Source organism: Microbacterium oryzae, assembly GCF_030406385.1.
Taxonomy (GTDB): domain Bacteria; phylum Actinomycetota; class Actinomycetes; order Actinomycetales; family Microbacteriaceae; genus Microbacterium; species Microbacterium oryzae_A.
This window is the reverse complement of sequence record NZ_JAUEPM010000001.1, coordinates 800,126-813,916: the sequence shown is the minus strand read 5'-3', so window position 1 is coordinate 813,916 and position 13,791 is coordinate 800,126. Positions and strand designations below refer to the sequence as shown.

Here is a 13,791-nt window from a genome sequence, read left to right as displayed (position 1 = left end):
GTTTCGGCGGTCATAGCGAGAGGGAAACGCCCGGTCACATTCCGAACCCGGAAGCTAAGCCTCTCAGCGCCGATGGTACTGCAAGGGGGACCTTGTGGGAGAGTAGGACACCGCCGGACTTCACGTAACCGAAAGGCCACCCGACGACGGGTGGCCTTTCGTGCATCCCGGACACCATCCACCCACCGCGACCTTCCCGGACCGGGACAGGGACGCAGGCCACCCCGGGCGTTGAGCGAGCGGAGCGAGACGAAACGACGCGACCCGCCCCCGACAACGGGGCGCCGCGTTTCGTCTCGGTCGCTGCGCTCCCTCGCTCAACGACCGGGACAGAGACGCAATCACCCCGTCGGTGGCGCTCCCTCCCTCAACGACCGAGACAGAGACGCAGGCCACCTCCGGGCGTTGAGCGAGCGAAGCGAGACGAAACGACGCAACCCGATCTCGACAACGTCTCGCCGCGTTTCGTCGCGGTCGGTGGCGCTCCCTCGCTCAACGACCGAGAGAGGGACGCAGGCCACCCCCGGGCGTTGAGCGAGCGAAGCGAGACGAAACGACGCAACCCGATCTCGACAACGTCTCGCCGCGTTTCGTCTCGGTCGCTGGCGCTCCCTCGCTCAACGACCGAGACAGAGACGCAGGCCACCTCCGGGCGTTGAGCGAGCGGAGTGAGACGAAACGGCCCAACCCGTTCTCGACGACGGGTCGCCGCGTTTCGTCGCGGTCGCTGGCGCTCCCTCCCTCAACGACCGAGACAGGGACGCACCCCGCCCCGGGCGTTGAGCGAGGGAGCAAGCCGAGACGTCCCTTACTCGCCGCCTCGGAGTCGTCTCAACCGAAGACGGCGTGCGCGACTGCGAAGATCACCAGCCCGGCGAGCGCTCCGACGACCGTGCCGTTGAGGCGGATGTACTGCAGGTCGCGGCCGACGAGCAGCTCGATCTTCTCGGTGGTCTCCTCGGCGTCCCACTTCTCGACGGTGTCCGTGATGATGGACGCGATGTCGTGCCGGTAGCGCTCGACGAGGAAGCCGGCCGCGTCCATGACCCAGCCGTCCACGCGCTGCCGCAGGGCGGCATCCGACTGCAGACGTTCGCCGGTCTCCATGAGAGCCTCGCGGATGCGGGTCCGCAGCGCGCTGCTCTCGTCGCCGAGTGAGGTGATGAGGCCGTTCTTCGCGGTGTCCCAGGCGCTGGCCGCGAGGTCGCGGACGCGCGGGCTGTCGAAGAGGGCGGTCTTCGCCGCCTCGAGCTTCGCGCGGGTGTCGGCGTCGTGCTGCAGGTTGTCCGCGAGACGCGCCAGGTACCGGTCGATGGCGGCGCGGGCCGGGTGGCGGTGGTCGGCGCGAACGGCGTCGACGAAGGAGACCGCCTCGTTGTAGAGCGCGCCGTCGACAACGCGGTGGGCGACCGACGGCAGCCAGGACGGGAGGCGGCGCGAGACGAGACCGGCGAATGCGTCGCTGTTCTCGCGGAGCCAGCCCGCGACGCTGTCCGCGGCGAGGTCGACCGCAGCGCGGTGGGCTCCGCTCGCCACGACCCGGTGCAGGGAGGCACCAGCCGGCGTGCCCCATTCCGGCTCGAGGAGGTGCTCCCGGGCGAGGGAGGCGACGAGCTCCTGGACGTCGTCGTCGCTCAGCGCCCGCAGGATCCCCTGCGCCATCGCCGCACCCTCCGACGCGACGCGCTCGGCGTGCTCGGGCTGCGCGAGCCAGGTGCCCGCCCGTTCGGCCACGCGCGCGGTGCCGAGCTTCTCGCGCACCACGGGCGACGACAGGAAGTTCGTCTCGACGAACTCCCCGAGCGTCCGGCCGATCTCGTCCTTCCGTGACGGGATGATCGCGGTGTGCGGGATGGGCAGGCCGAGCGGATGGCGGAAGAGCGCGGTCACGGCGAACCAGTCCGCCAGCGCTCCGACCATTCCCCCCTCCGCTGCCGCGCGTAGATAGGCCAGGGCAGGCACCGCGTCCTCGAAGGCGAAGCCGGCGACGAACAGCACGGCCATGAGGATGAGCGCCCCGAGTGCGACGGCCTTCATCCGTCGCAGCGAGGCGCGGCGCGCCTGGTCGGCGATGGTCAGCAGCTCGGTCGGTGTGCGCGGCATGGCCCGATCCTCGCACGATGCCTTTGCGCCTCGGCAGGCGGTGCCGCTTCCCGTGTGAGGGATGTACGCTTGCGCGGTGATCGACGACATCCACAAGCGCGCCCTGCATCGCACCCGCATCCTCGAGGGACAGCTGCGCGGACTCGGCCGGATGATCGAGGACGAGGACTACTGCATGGACATCATCACGCAGTCCCGCGCCATCCAGCGCTCGCTCGAGTCGCTGAACCGGCTGATCCTCGAGAACCACCTGCGCACCCATGTGACCGACATGTTCGAGAACGGCGGCGACGAGCGCGAGAAGGCGGTCGGCGAGCTGCTGCGTGCCTTCGACTTCGACGGGAAGTGACGCCGGCTCACCCCTTTATCGGGCCGAGCCAGGCGCTCGCGACGGTGCTGTGGGCTGATTCCGGATCGGATGGGTGGAACGCGCCGGCGAGCACGTCGCGATACAGACGCGACAGCTCGCTGCGCGAGAAGTAGGACGACCCGCCTCCGACGAGCATGGCCTCGTCGACGACCTTGCGCGCCGACGTCGTCGCACGGTGCTTGAGACCCGAGAGCAGCGAGAACCAGCGCGCTCCGTGGTCGACGCCGCCATCGACATCCGATGCGATCGCGTGCAGCTGCGGCGGAAGGGCGTCGTAGGCGAGCGCCATCTCCGCGATGCGCCAGCGGATGTCCGGATCCTGGCTGTACGGGGCGCCCGTCCGCTTCGAGCGGCGGCGGTGGGCGGTCTCGACGGCGAGCTCGAGCGCGCGGCGGGCGATGCCGGTGTAGACGGAGGCGAGCAGCACCTCGAACACGGTGAAGATCGCGAACGCGAGGGGATCGGCGCTCGGTCCGGCTGGCATCGTTCGCACCACGCGCTCTGCGGGTGCTACGACGCCGTGGAGCTCGGTCGTGCGGCTCTGCGTCCCCCGCATGCCGAGGGTGTCCCAGTCGTCGCGCGTGATGACCCGCTCGTCGCGGTCGACGAACGCGAAGACGAGCTTCGGGCCATCCGGCGACGTCTCGTCGAGCCCGTGCAGCCCGAGCCACGTCCAGACCGGGGCGAGCGACGTGAAGATCTTCGTGCCGGTGAAGGTGTACGAGCCATCCGGCCCGGGAACCGCCGCAGTGTCGCTGCCGAAGAGCACGAGGTCGTTGCCCGCCTCGCTGATGCCGAAGGCGAAGACGTCATCGGCCACGGCCTGCTCCTCCACGAACGCGAGGTCGTCGATGCCGCGGTCGCGGAGGACCTTCGCCACGCCCGTCCAGACGAGGTGCATGTTGACGGCGAGCGCAGTCGCCGGTGCCGCCTGCGCGAGGCGCTGCTGCAGCTCGGATGCCTGCGCCAGCGACAGCCCGCCGCCGCCGCGCTCGGCGCTCACAAGAATGCGGAGGTAGCCGGCCTCTCGCAGCTCGTCGAGGTCGGCCTGGGGGAAGACGTTCTCGGCGTCCACCGCGGCGGCTCGCGAGCGGATCCGAGCGAGGAGCTCGTCGGGCAGGTGATCGGCGGGGTCGAAGCGAGCGCTCATGGCGCCAGCCTACGGGTGGGTCTGCACGGGCTCCGTGTCGGGGATGGGGGACGCGTCGCGATGGCGGAGGTCCGGGAAGCCCTTCACGAACACCGCCGCGACGATCAGGCCGACCACCACGAAGGTGAAGCTCGTGAGCATCGCGCCGCGCGCGCCCACGCCGTCGATCATGAAGCCCGCGACCGCCGAGCCGAGCGCGGCGCCGATGAGCTGGCCGGTGTTGATCCAGCCGTACGCCTCAGCGGTCTCGCTGAACTTCACGCTGGCCGAGGTGATCGCGAACGACATCGCCAGCACCGGGGCGATGCCGAAGCCGGCGAGGGCGAGTGAGCCGCCGAGCCACCAGGCGTTCAGGGAGACGAGGGTGAGCGCGATCCCCACGGTCACGATGGCGAAGCGGCGCGCCATCGACCAGGGGGTCATCGGGATGTTGCCGAAGGCGAGTCCGCCCAGGAAGCTGCCGACGGCGAAGACGGCGAGGATGAAGCCCGACTCCAGCGCGCCCTCGCCGAAGGAAGCCACTACGCCGGCCTCGGCGGCCGAGGTCGCCCCGATGAGGAGGAAGCCCAGCACCGTGGTGAGGATGACCGTGGGCGTGCGCAGGACGCGGCCGAGCGACCGGCGGCTGCGGGGGATGCGCACGCGGCCGAGCTCGGGGGAGAGGATGAACCACAGCCCGCCGGCCAGCGTGACGGCGACGATCATGAGCAGTCCGACCACGGTCGACACCTGCGTGGAGACGAAGGTGATGAGCACGGGGCCGGCGATCCAGATGATCTCCTGCAGCGAGGCATCCAGGGAGTACAGCGCGGTCAGGCGCGAGGCGTTGACCATCTTCGGGTAGATGGTGCGCACGGCGGACTGGACGGGCGGCGAGGCCAGCCCCGCGATGAGTCCGAAGAGGATGGTCACCGGCAGCGGGGCGGGGACGACGGCGAGCGCGGCGATGGCGGCGGCGGTCACGAGTGTCGTCACGACGAGCACGCGGCGCATCCCCCAACGGCCCATCCATCGGCTCGTCACGGGGCCGGCGACGGCCTGTCCGATCGACGTCGCGGCGAGGACCGTTCCGGCGGCGCCGTAGGAGTGGTGGATGTGCTCCACATGCAGGAGCACCGCGAGCGCCAGCATGCCGCTGGGGAGCCGAGCGGCCAGTTGCGCAGCGATGATGCGCGCGACTCCCGGGGCGCGCAGCAGATCCCGATAGCCAGACACGCTCCCACGTTATCCGCTCGCCCTGGGCGCTCAGCTCGGTCGTCGCGACACGCCGATCCGGCTGCTTCGCAGCGGGGCGGATGTCGGTGGTCGCCGATAGCGTCCGGCCTGTGGAGAACGTCGGCGGCGAGGCAGGAGATCCGCGTGAACCGGGCATTTTCGAGGGCCCGTCGGCGTTGTACTCCTGTGGAGGCATCGGTGGATGGGGCTGTGGGGAACGGTGGAGAATCACACGGATGTAACTACTAGCCCTAGTGGTGCCCCCGAAGGTCTGCACCCATATGTAGTATTGGAAGCCCGGCAGGGCATGCCGGCCGAAAACGGATCTGAGGGGAAAGACATGGCGATCACGGTCTACACCAAGCCTTCCTGCGTGCAGTGCAACGCGACGTACCGCGCGCTGGACGCCAAGGGCATCGAGTACCAGGTCACCGACCTCTCGCAGGACGCCGACGCGCTCGAGCAGGTCAAGGCGCTCGGGTACCTGCAGGCTCCCGTCGTCGTCACCGACGAGGACCACTGGTCGGGCTTCCGTCCTGACAAGATCGACGAGCTCGCCGCCCGCCTGGTCTGAAGCGCCGGGGAGGGGAGCGATGTTCACATGACCGCGGCTCCCACAGCCACGATGGCGCCCCTGCTCGTGTACTTCTCGAGCGTGTCCGGAAACACGGCGCGCTTCATCGAGAAGCTCGAGCAGCGCTCGCCGGGCATCCGCTCCCGGCGCATCCCGCTGCATCCGGGTGAAGGGCCTCTTCTCGTCGACGAGCCGTACGTGCTCGTCACCCCCACCTACGGCGGGGGAGCAGGACGCGGCGAGGAGAAGGGCGCGGTCCCCAAGCAGGTCATCCGCTTCCTCAACGACGAGGGCAACAGACGACTCATCCGCGGCGTGATCGCCGCGGGCAACACGAACTTCGGCGATGCGTTCTGCCTCGCCGGCGACATCATCAGCCGCAAGTGCAACGTGCCGCACCTGTACCGGCTGGAACTCTTCGGCACTCCGGAAGACATCGATCGCGTGAGCGACGGATTGGAACGATGGTGGAAGCAACAGCACTGACCGAGGCGGACTTCAAGCACAACGCGCGGTTCGACGGCATGGACTACCACGCCCTCAACGCGATGCTGAATCTGTACGACGCCGAGGGGCGCATCCAGTTCGACGCGGACAAGCGCGCCGCGCGGGAGTATTTCCTCCAGCACGTCAACCAGAACACGGTGTTCTTCCACTCGCTGCGCGAGCGTCTCGACTACCTCGTCGAGAAGGAGTACTACGAGGGCGCTGTCATCGAGCAGTACCCCTTCGAGTTCATCGAGAAGCTCAACGCCTTCGCGTACGGCAAGAAGTTCCGCTTCGAGACGTTCCTCGGCGCGTTCAAGTACTACACGAGCTACACGCTCAAGACGTTCGACGGCAAGCGCTACCTCGAGCGCTTCGAGGACCGCGTCGTGATGACCGCTCTCGCGCTCGCCGACGGCGACCAGGACCTCGCATGGAAGCTCGTCGACGAGATCATCTCGGGCCGCTTCCAGCCCGCGACGCCGACGTTCCTCAACGCCGGCAAGGCGCAGCGCGGCGAGCTCGTCAGCTGCTTCCTCCTCCGCATCGAGGACAACATGGAATCCATCGCGCGCGGCATCAACTCCGCGCTGCAGCTCTCGAAGCGCGGCGGCGGGGTGGCGCTGCTGCTGTCGAACATCCGCGAGGCGGGCGCCCCGATCAAGCAGATCGAGAACCAGTCCAGCGGCATCATCCCCGTCATGAAGCTGCTGGAAGACTCGTTCAGCTACGCGAACCAGCTCGGCGCGCGTCAGGGTGCGGGTGCGGTGTACCTCTCCGCCCACCACCCCGACATCATGCGCTTCCTCGACACCAAGCGCGAGAACGCCGACGAGAAGATCCGCATCAAGACGCTCTCGCTGGGCGTCGTCGTGCCCGACATCACGTTCGAGCTGGCGCGCAACGACGAAGACATGTACCTCTTCTCGCCCTACGACGTCGAGCGCGTCTACGGCGTGCCCTTCGGCGACATCTCGGTCACCGAGAAGTACCGCGAGATGGTCGACGACCCGCGCATCAAGAAGACGAAGATCAACGCGCGCAAGTTCTTCCAGACGCTCGCGGAGATCCAGTTCGAGTCGGGCTACCCGTACATCATGTTCGAGGACACGGTGAACCGGGCCAACCCGATCAAGGGCCGGATCAACATGTCGAACCTCTGCAGCGAGATCCTGCAGGTGAACACGCCGACGACGCTCAACGAGGACCTCTCGTACGACCAGATCGGCAAGGACATCTCCTGCAACCTGGGCTCGCTGAACATCGCGCTCGCGATGGACTCGCCCGACTTCGGGCAGACCGTCGAGACGTCGATCCGCGCGCTGACCGCGGTGAGCGACCAGAGCCACATCCGCTCGGTGCGCTCGATCGAAGACGGCAACGACAAGTCGCACGCGATCGGCCTCGGGCAGATGAACCTGCACGGCTACCTCGCCCGCGAGCGCGTGTTCTACGGCTCCGAAGAGGGCATCGACTTCACGAACATCTACTTCTACACGGTGCTGTTCCACGCCCTGCGAGCCTCGAACAAGCTCGCGGCCGAGCGCGGCCAGGCCTTCGACGGCTTCGAGGACTCGACCTACGCGTCGGGGGAGTTCTTCGACAAGTACATCGAGCAGGAGTGGGTGCCGCAGACGGAGAAGGTGAAGGCGCTCTTCGCGAACCACCACATCCCGACGCAGCAGGACTGGGTGCTCCTCAAGGAGTCCATCCAGAAGCACGGCATCTACAACCAGAACCTGCAGGCGGTGCCCCCGACCGGCTCGATCTCGTACATCAACAACTCGACGTCGTCGATCCATCCGATCGCGTCGAAGGTCGAGATCCGCAAGGAGGGCAAGCTCGGCCGCGTCTACTACCCGGCGCCGTTCATGACGAACGACAACCTGGAGTACTACCAGGACGCGTACGAGATCGGCTACGAGAAGGTCATCGACACGTACGCCGCGGCCACGCAGCACGTCGACCAGGGCCTCTCGCTCACGCTGTTCTTCAAGGACACCGCGACCACGCGCGACATCAACAAGGCCCAGATCTACGCATGGCGCAAGGGCATCAAGACGATCTACTACATCCGTCTCCGTCAGATGGCCCTCGAGGGCACGGAGCTGGACATGTGCGTCAGCTGCACGCTCTGACGACCCGCCATCGACCGACGCGCGACGAAACGGAAGAGGAACAACGAGGATGACCGAGAAGCTGCAGCTTCTGGACCACGTCCAGGCGATCAACTGGAATCGCGTCGAGGACGAGAAGGACGTCGAGGTGTGGAACCGCCTCACCGGCAACTTCTGGCTGCCGGAGAAGGTGCCGCTCTCCAACGACATCCAGTCGTGGAACACGCTGACCGAGCACGAGCAGCTGCTCACCATGCGGGTGTTCACGGGCCTGACGCTCCTCGACACGGTGCAGGCCACCGTGGGCGCGGTCTCGCTCATCCCCGATGCGCTCACCCCGCACGAGGAGGCCGTCTACACGAACATCGCGTTCATGGAGTCGGTGCACGCGAAGAGCTACTCGTCGATCTTCTCGACCCTGTGCTCGACGCAGGAGATCGACGAGGCCTTCCGGTGGTCGGTGGAGAACCCGAACCTCCAGAAGAAGGCTCAGATCATCATGGACTTCTACCGGGGCGACGAGCCGCTCAAGCGCAAGGTCGCCTCGACCCTGCTCGAGAGCTTCCTCTTCTACTCGGGCTTCTACCTCCCGATGCACTGGTCGAGCCGGGCGAAGCTCACCAACACCGCCGACCTCATCCGGCTCATCATCCGCGACGAGGCCGTGCACGGCTACTACATCGGCTACAAGTTCCAGAAGGGGCTCGAGCGGGTCGACGAGGCGCAGCGCGCGGAGCTCAAGGACTACACGTTCTCGCTGCTGTACGAGCTCTACGACAACGAGGTGCAGTACACGCAGGACCTCTACGACTCCGTCGGCCTCACCGAGGACGTCAAGAAGTTCCTGCACTACAACGCCAACAAGGCGCTGATGAACCTCGGCTACGAGGCGATGTTCCCGTCGACCGTGACCGACGTGAACCCGGCCATCCTGTCGGCGCTCTCGCCGAACGCCGACGAGAACCACGACTTCTTCTCGGGGTCGGGGTCGTCGTACGTCATCGGCAAGGCCGTCGCGACTGAGGACGACGACTGGGCGTTCTGACGTCTGCACCCCGCCGTATGAGCGGCTGACGAGAGGCCCCGGCTCTTCAGGAATGAAGGGTCGGGGCCTCTGCGTTCGAGGCGTCGTGCGAAGCCTGCAGGCGAACCGCGGCGTCGTCCTAGTGCGGTGCGGACGACGCCTGACGGCGGCGGCAGGGCGGGCATCCGCGCCCTCGGGAGATGCGCTCGAGCCGGCTGCCGGGCTTCGGCCGCTGGTAGCGGTTGCAGCGCGGATCCGTCCGCAGGTGCCAGTTCTGCACCGCGGCGACCCGGCTCGGTGCGAGGGTCTCGATTCCGATGATGATCCAGGCGCTCAGCATCGCCATCCGCCCCCGTCTCGCACAGCAAGAGATTACGCGGCTCCAGCTGAGACGACCCCGATGAGAGTGTCGGAGGGGTCTCGTACTCTGGAATCGTGCTCGTGGGTGTGATCAGAAGAGACGACGGCGGCCAGCTCGAGGCCGAGGCCGAGACGCAGGCCGAGGTGAGGGAAGCGCTCGAGGCGCAGGTGCCGGCAGGGCACGTGCTCACCGACGCGCGGGTCGCCATGATCAAGCGCTCCACGCGCATCAGCGCGGTCGGCCGCTACCGCCACACCGAGATCGCCGAGGTCGAAGCCGACGACATGACCGCGCTCGAGGCGAAGGTGCCCGAAGGGTGGAAGCTCATGTCCGTGCGCGCACTCTGACCCAGGACGCAGCGAGGGCTCTCCGCACGAACGCGGAGAGCCCTCGCTGCCAGCGGATCAGCCCAGCGGCACCGATCCGAGGAGGACGCCGACGGCGAGCATGACGAGCGAGACGACGAGGGCGCGCCACAGCACCTTCTTGTGGTGGTCGCCGAGGTTGACGTTCGCGAGCGAGACCAGCAGCAGGATGGCCGGAACGAGCGGGCTCTGCAGGTGGACGGGCTGGCCGATCACGGATGCGCGCGCCATCTCGACCGGTGCGATGCCGTAGGTCGCCGCGCTCTCCGCGAGGATCGGCAGGATCCCGTAGTAGAACGCGTCGTTCGACATGAAGAACGTCATCGGGATCGACAGCAGCCCGGTGATGACGGCGAAGAACGGGCCGAGTGCCGGCGGGACGATGTCGACGACCCAGTCGGCCATCGCGGTGACCATGCCCGTGCCATCCAGCACCCCGACGAGCACGCCGGCGGCCAGCACCATCGACACGACGCCCACGATGCTCGGCGCGTGCGCGACGATCTCCGCGCTCTGCTCCTTCAGCTTGGGGAAGTTCAGCACGAGGGCGATGCCGGTGCCGATCATGAAGACGAACGCGAGCGGCATGACGTCGAGGACGAGCAGCACCATCACGGCGACGGTGAGCGCGAGGTTCAGCCAGATGAGCTTCGGTCGCAGCGTGGGCCGGTCGGGGCTGAGCATGGTGTCAGCCATCGCGGTGTCGCGCTCGTCCTCCGTGAGGACGGCGGGACCGGCCGCGCCCGAACCCTGGATCGTGAGCATGTTCGTCGTGCCGAGCACGGCGCGCGCACCGGGGGTGCCGACGCCGGAGCGGAGCTGGGGAACGCGCATGCCGAAGCGTCCGGCCCGCGTGCTGCCGCCATCCGCCTGCATCTCGTCGAGCCCATCCAGCGAGAGCCTGCCGATGCGGCGACGCTCGGAGAGCCCGAGCAGCCACGACAGTCCGAGCGCGACGGCGAGGCCGACGGCGAGGGACGGGATCATCGGCACGAAGACATCGGTGGGCTGCAGGCCGAGCGCGGTGGCGGCGCGGACGGTCGGACCGCCCCAGGGCACGATGTTGAGCGTGCCGTTCATGAGACCCGCCACGCACGTGAGCACCACCGGGCTCATCCCGAGGCGCAGGTAGAGGGGCAGCATCGCCGACGTCGTGATGATGAACGTCGTCGAGCCGTCGCCGTCGAGCGACACCGCACCCGCGAGGAGCGCCGTGCCGAGCACGACCTTCGCCGGGTCGTTGCCCAGGGTGCGCGTGATGAAGCGGATGAGCGGGTCGAACAGGCCCACGTCGATCATGATGCCGAAGTACATGATCGCGAACATCAGCAGCGCCGCGGTGGGCGCCATGTCGCCGATGGCCGAGATGACCATGTCGCCGAGCCCCAACCCGGCGCCGGCGAACAGGCCGAAGATCGTGGGCACGAGGATGAGCGCGACCATCGGCGTGAGACGCTTGGTCATGATGAGCACCATGAACGCGAGGATCATGGTGAAGCCGAGGATGACGAGCATCTGACGTCCTTGTCGTCGTGCCGCGTTCGCGTCGTCGCGTTGCGGCGGTGGAGCGTACTCGGCGACGATACGGCGAGCGGGCTGCGGGTCCGGGGATGCGCGCATTGCGCGAGGATCTGCGCGTTGAGTCGGTTGTGCGCATTCTGCTCATGGTTGCTCGCGGGATACTCGACGTATGCGGTTCACGACGCGGGTGTTCGCGATGCAGCTCCTCGCCGCCGCCGCCGTCATCGCGGTGTGCGTGTCGGCGTTCGCGCTGCTGGGCATCGGACAGCTCCGCGACGAGGCTGAGTCGACGGCGCTCGCCGTTGCGCGCACCGTCGCCAGCGATCCGCAGGTGCGCGCCGACGTGGCGGGCTTCGCGGGGCGGAGCGATCTCGACGCGGCGGCCCTCGCTGGCGGTGCGCTGCAGGAGTACGCAGCGGGCATCGTCGACCGCACGCAGACGCTGTTCGTCGTCGTCGCGAACGACCTCGGCCTGCGTCTCGCGCACCCGGAGTCGGAGCTCCTCGGTCGGCAGGTCAGCACCGACTTCGCCTCCGTGATCGCGGGCGACGAGGTCGTCGCGTGGGAGCGGGGGACGCTGGGGGAGTCGGTGCGGGCGAAGGTTCCCGTCTTCTCTCCGGATGGCGGGAGGATCGTCGGCGAGGTGAGCGTCGGGTTCGCGCCGGCTCGAGTCTTCGCCGATGCCCCGCTTCTCGTCGGGCTGTTCGTCCTGATCGCCGTGGTGGCGCTCGCGATGGCCGCGCTGGTCTCGATCGTCATCCGCCGACGGCTGGAGCGTCTGACGCGGGGCGTGCAGCCGGAGGAGCTGGGCGGTCTGCTGCAGAGCAGAGCCGCGGTGCTCGAAGGGGTGCACGACGGAGTGCTCGCGGTGTCGGACGACGGGGTCGTCCGCGCAGCCAACGCGTCTGCGGAGCGGGTGGTCGGCGGCGATGATGCGGTGGGGCAGCACATCGACGAGCTGAACCTCCCGCCGCGTCTGCGCGCAGCGCTCGACCGCGCGCTCGGCGGCGACTGCCTCGTCACCGGCGAGCTCGTGCTGTCGGAGCAGGTCGTCTACGTCGAGGTCCGCCGCGTGAGGCATGAAGGGCGCTCGCTCGGTGTCGTCGCGGTGCTCCGCGACCGCACCGATGTGGTGGCGCTGGCGGAGCGGCTCGACGCGGTGCGAGCGGCGACCAACGCCATGCGGGCGCAGCGGCACGAGTTCGCGAACCGCATGCATGCCGTCCGTGGCATGGTCGCGGCCGGGAGGACCGAGGAGGCGCAGGAGCTCCTGTCGGAGTTCGCCGCCCGCGGCGCCCTGCCCGAGGAGGCGGAGATGCCCGTCACGGAGCCGTTCCTGCGCTCGTTCCTCGCGGCCAAGCGGATGGAGGCGCGCGAGCGCGGCGTGGAGCTGCGGGTGGGGGAGGACACGCTCCTCCTCGGCGTCGTCGCCGAGCCGGAGGACGTGGCGGCGGTGCTGGGGAACCTCGTGGACAACGCCGTGACGGCGGCCGCCGCCGGGGAGGAGCCGCGATGGGTGGAGGTCTCGCTGCTGGACGACCGCGATGAGCTCGCGCTCACGGTGACGGACTCGGGCGTCGGCGTGGACCATCCGGAGTCGGTCTTCGACCGTGCGCGGGCGGCGGAGGACGACGAGACGGGTCGGGTGCACGGCCGGGGGATCGGACTTCCGCTCGCCCGCCGCTTCACGCGCCGATGGGGCGGTGAGCTCTGGCTCGCGGAGGCGCGGGGCGACGGCCACGGCGCGGTGTTCGCCGCCCGGCTGCCCGGGGTGATGCGGGCCGCGGGCGACGACGAGCACGAAGGCGCGATCACATCGGAAGAGGGAACGGCATGACGAACGAGATCCGCGTCCTGATCGTCGACGACGACTTCCGCGTCAGCGGCATCCATCGCGACCTGGTGGCCGCGCGGCCGGGGTTCAGCGCGCTGCCTCCCGTGAGGGACGCGGCTTCCGCACGCATCGCCATCCGCGACATGCGCCCTGACCTGCTGCTGCTCGACGTCTACCTGCCGGATGGCGATGGCATCGAGATCGGACGGGAGGCGGGAATCGATCGGTTCGTGCTGAGCGCGGCTGACGACGTGGCGACGATCCGCAGGGCGCTGACGAGCGGCGCGCTGCACTACCTCGTGAAGCCGTTCGACCCCCGCGCGCTCCAGGATCGACTCGACCGCTATGCCCGCTTCCGCAACCTGCTGTCGAGCGGCAGCGCGACCCAGGAGACCATCGACCGCGCGGTGAGCGTGCTCCATGGCGCAGCCGCGGTGACGCCGCCGCGGGCGGGAACGCAGCAGATCATCCTCGACGCGCTCGCCGCGGGGGAGGCATCGAGCGTCGAGATCGCCGAGCGCGTCGGGGTCTCGCGTGCCACCGCGCAACGGCACCTCGCGGAGCTCGCGGCGCGCGGGGCGGTCGATGTGACGCTCCAGTACGGATCCGCAGGGAGGCCCGAGCATCGGTATCGGCTCAGCTGAATCCACTCGTTTCGATGTTCGATAGTA

Annotated in this window: 13 protein-coding genes and 1 rRNA gene; 9 read left to right on the top strand and 5 right to left on the bottom strand. The window is 68.5% G+C overall.

The genetic code is table 11. From position 1 onward, the window contains the following. Positions 1-2: 2 nt before the first annotated feature. Positions 3-119, top strand: a 5S ribosomal RNA gene (gene rrf / locus QWJ90_RS03945). A gap of 712 nt (positions 120-831) precedes the next feature. Here the strand turns inward: rrf and QWJ90_RS03940 are convergent. Continuing rightward, a complete protein-coding gene (locus QWJ90_RS03940; protein ID WP_290106313.1) occupies positions 832-2,103 on the bottom strand; it encodes a DUF445 domain-containing protein in 1,272 nt (423 codons plus the stop codon). Between the two features lie 76 nt (positions 2,104-2,179). Here QWJ90_RS03940 and QWJ90_RS03935 point away from each other — a divergent pair, with 76 nt between their 5' ends. Continuing rightward, a complete protein-coding gene (locus tag QWJ90_RS03935) occupies positions 2,180-2,452 on the top strand; it encodes a metal-sensitive transcriptional regulator (RefSeq protein ID WP_290106312.1) in 273 nt (90 codons plus the stop codon). Positions 2,453-2,459: 7 nt separating this feature from the next. Here the strand turns inward: QWJ90_RS03935 and QWJ90_RS03930 are convergent, their stop codons facing one another. Together QWJ90_RS03930 and QWJ90_RS03925 are read right to left on the bottom strand one after the other, a co-directional pair. Further along, a complete protein-coding gene (locus QWJ90_RS03930; RefSeq protein ID WP_290106311.1) occupies positions 2,460-3,623 on the bottom strand; it encodes an acyl-CoA dehydrogenase family protein in 1,164 nt (387 codons plus the stop codon). A gap of 9 nt (positions 3,624-3,632) precedes the next feature. Next, positions 3,633-4,838, bottom strand: a complete 1,206-nt coding sequence (locus QWJ90_RS03925) for an MFS transporter (protein ID WP_290106309.1) — start codon at positions 4,836-4,838, stop codon at positions 3,633-3,635. 340 nt (positions 4,839-5,178) lie between these two features. Between QWJ90_RS03925 and nrdH the strand changes: the two genes are divergently transcribed. From nrdH to nrdF, 4 genes are read left to right on the top strand one after another with little or no spacing between them, the layout of a single operon-like run. After that, positions 5,179-5,412, top strand: a complete 234-nt coding sequence (gene nrdH / locus QWJ90_RS03920; protein WP_156243149.1) for a glutaredoxin-like protein NrdH — start codon at positions 5,179-5,181, stop codon at positions 5,410-5,412. Positions 5,413-5,439: 27 nt separating this feature from the next. After that, positions 5,440-5,898: a class Ib ribonucleoside-diphosphate reductase assembly flavoprotein NrdI gene (gene nrdI, locus QWJ90_RS03915; RefSeq protein WP_290106305.1), complete on the top strand. Its 459-nt coding sequence runs from the start codon at positions 5,440-5,442 to the stop codon at positions 5,896-5,898. Further along, positions 5,877-8,036, top strand: coding sequence for a class 1b ribonucleoside-diphosphate reductase subunit alpha (nrdE, locus tag QWJ90_RS03910; protein WP_290106303.1), 2,160 nt, complete (start codon positions 5,877-5,879; stop codon positions 8,034-8,036). The genes nrdI and nrdE overlap by 22 nt, the downstream gene beginning before the upstream one ends. Positions 8,037-8,085: 49 nt before the next feature. Continuing rightward, positions 8,086-9,060 carry a class 1b ribonucleoside-diphosphate reductase subunit beta gene (nrdF, locus tag QWJ90_RS03905; RefSeq protein WP_290106301.1) on the top strand — a complete coding sequence of 325 codons (975 nt, stop codon included), beginning with the start codon at positions 8,086-8,088 and terminating at the stop codon, positions 9,058-9,060. 118 nt (positions 9,061-9,178) lie between these two features. Here the strand turns inward: nrdF and QWJ90_RS03900 are convergent, their stop codons facing one another. After that, positions 9,179-9,385 (bottom strand): hypothetical protein, encoded by a 207-nt coding sequence (locus tag QWJ90_RS03900; RefSeq protein ID WP_290106299.1) that lies wholly within the window; start codon positions 9,383-9,385, stop codon positions 9,179-9,181. A gap of 89 nt (positions 9,386-9,474) precedes the next feature. Between QWJ90_RS03900 and QWJ90_RS03895 the strand changes: the two genes are divergently transcribed. Next, positions 9,475-9,747 carry a hypothetical protein gene (locus tag QWJ90_RS03895; RefSeq protein ID WP_290106297.1) on the top strand — a complete coding sequence of 91 codons (273 nt, stop codon included), beginning with the start codon at positions 9,475-9,477 and terminating at the stop codon, positions 9,745-9,747. 57 nt (positions 9,748-9,804) lie between these two features. On the opposite strand, the gene QWJ90_RS03890 is transcribed toward QWJ90_RS03895, so the two are convergent. Further along, positions 9,805-11,280 carry a CitMHS family transporter gene (locus tag QWJ90_RS03890; RefSeq protein WP_290106295.1) on the bottom strand — a complete coding sequence of 492 codons (1,476 nt, stop codon included), beginning with the start codon at positions 11,278-11,280 and terminating at the stop codon, positions 9,805-9,807. 175 nt (positions 11,281-11,455) lie between these two features. On the opposite strand from QWJ90_RS03890, the gene QWJ90_RS03885 reads away from it, so the two are divergent. Both QWJ90_RS03885 and QWJ90_RS03880 read left to right on the top strand, forming a co-directional pair. Beyond that, a complete protein-coding gene (locus QWJ90_RS03885) occupies positions 11,456-13,123 on the top strand; it encodes a sensor histidine kinase (RefSeq protein WP_290106293.1) in 1,668 nt (555 codons plus the stop codon). Further along, positions 13,120-13,764: a response regulator gene (locus QWJ90_RS03880; protein WP_290106291.1), complete on the top strand. Its 645-nt coding sequence runs from the start codon at positions 13,120-13,122 to the stop codon at positions 13,762-13,764. Before QWJ90_RS03885 ends, QWJ90_RS03880 begins: the two co-directional genes overlap by 4 nt. The last annotated feature ends 27 nt before the right edge of the window (positions 13,765-13,791 follow it).

Bases quoted from the DNA above. Each gene is read 5' to 3' on its own strand.
- QWJ90_RS03890 (WP_290106295.1), bottom strand. From the start codon at position 11,280: ATGCTCGTCATCCTCGGCTTCACCATGATCCTCGCGTTCATGGTGCTC.
- QWJ90_RS03885 (WP_290106293.1), top strand. From the start codon at position 11,456: ATGCGGTTCACGACGCGGGTGTTCGCGATGCAGCTCCTCGCCGCCGCC.
- nrdH (WP_156243149.1), top strand. From the start codon at position 5,179: ATGGCGATCACGGTCTACACCAAGCCTTCCTGCGTGCAGTGCAACGCG.
- QWJ90_RS03900 (WP_290106299.1), bottom strand. From the start codon at position 9,385: ATGGCGATGCTGAGCGCCTGGATCATCATCGGAATCGAGACCCTCGCA.
- QWJ90_RS03930 (WP_290106311.1), bottom strand. From the start codon at position 3,623: ATGAGCGCTCGCTTCGACCCCGCCGATCACCTGCCCGACGAGCTCCTC.
- nrdI (WP_290106305.1), top strand. From the start codon at position 5,440: ATGACCGCGGCTCCCACAGCCACGATGGCGCCCCTGCTCGTGTACTTC.
- nrdF (WP_290106301.1), top strand. From the start codon at position 8,086: ATGACCGAGAAGCTGCAGCTTCTGGACCACGTCCAGGCGATCAACTGG.
- QWJ90_RS03940 (WP_290106313.1), bottom strand. From the start codon at position 2,103: ATGCCGCGCACACCGACCGAGCTGCTGACCATCGCCGACCAGGCGCGC.
- nrdE (WP_290106303.1), top strand. From the start codon at position 5,877: ATGGTGGAAGCAACAGCACTGACCGAGGCGGACTTCAAGCACAACGCG.
- QWJ90_RS03880 (WP_290106291.1), top strand. From the start codon at position 13,120: ATGACGAACGAGATCCGCGTCCTGATCGTCGACGACGACTTCCGCGTC.